Annotated in this window: 1 protein-coding gene; it reads left to right on the top strand. The window is 66.4% G+C overall.

Annotated features, from left to right (window positions below):
- Positions 1-972: acyltransferase domain-containing protein (locus IE239_RS41490; protein WP_190154611.1), on the top strand; the 972-nt coding region annotated here is incomplete at both ends.

The raw sequence follows: 972 nt of genomic DNA on the forward strand, positions 1-972 counted from the left end.
GTCGGTGGTGTTCGCGGAGTGGATGGGGCGGTGTGGGGAGGCGTTGGAGCCGTTTGTGGGGTGGTCGTTGGTGGATGTGTTGGGTGATGAGGAGGCGTTGGGTCGGGTTGATGTGGTGCAGCCGGTGTTGTGGGCGGTGATGGTGTCGTTGGCGGGGTTGTGGCGGTCGGTGGGTGTGGAGCCGGTGGCGGTGGTGGGTCATTCGCAGGGTGAGATTGCGGCGGCGTGTGTGGTGGGTGCGTTGTCGTTGGAGGATGGTGCGCGGGTGGTGGCGGGGCGTAGTGGGGTGATTGCGTCGTCGTTGGCCGGTGGGGGTGGGATGTTGTCGGTGGGTTTGCCGGTGGGTGTGGTGGAGGGGCGGTTGGGTGGGGGGTTGTCGGTTGCTGCGGTGAATGGGCCGTCGTCGGTGGTGGTGGCGGGTGGGGTGGATGCGTTGGGTGTGTTGGAGGGGGAGTTGCGTGGTGAGGGGGTGCGGGTGCGTCGGGTTGCGGTGGATTATGCGTCGCATTCGGTGGAGGTGGAGCGGGTGGAGGGTGAGTTGGCGGGGGTGTTGGAGGGGGTTTCGGGTGTGTCGGGTGGGTCGGGGGTGGCGTTTTATTCGACGGTGACGGGTGGGGTGGTGGATGGGGGGTTGTTGGATGCGGGGTATTGGTATCGGAATCTGCGGGAGCCGGTGCGTTTGGAGGAGGTGACGCGGGTTCTGTTGGGTGAGGGGCGGCGGGTGTTCGTGGAGATGAGTCCGCATCCGGTGTTGGGTTTTGTGGTGGCGGAGACGATGGGTGCGGTGGGTGTGGAGGGGTTGGTGGTGGGGTCGTTGCGTCGTGGTGAGGGGGGTTTGGATCGGTTTTTGCGGTCGGTGGGTGAGGTGTTCGCGGGGGGTGTCGATGTTGATTGGGGGGCTGCGTTCGACACGCGGGGGGCCCGGCGGGTGGAGCTGCCGACGTATCCCTTCCAGCACCAGCGCTACTGGCT

It is taken from the genome of Streptomyces humidus, from assembly GCF_014649655.1.
Classification (GTDB): Bacteria; Actinomycetota; Actinomycetes; order Streptomycetales; family Streptomycetaceae; genus Streptomyces; species Streptomyces humidus.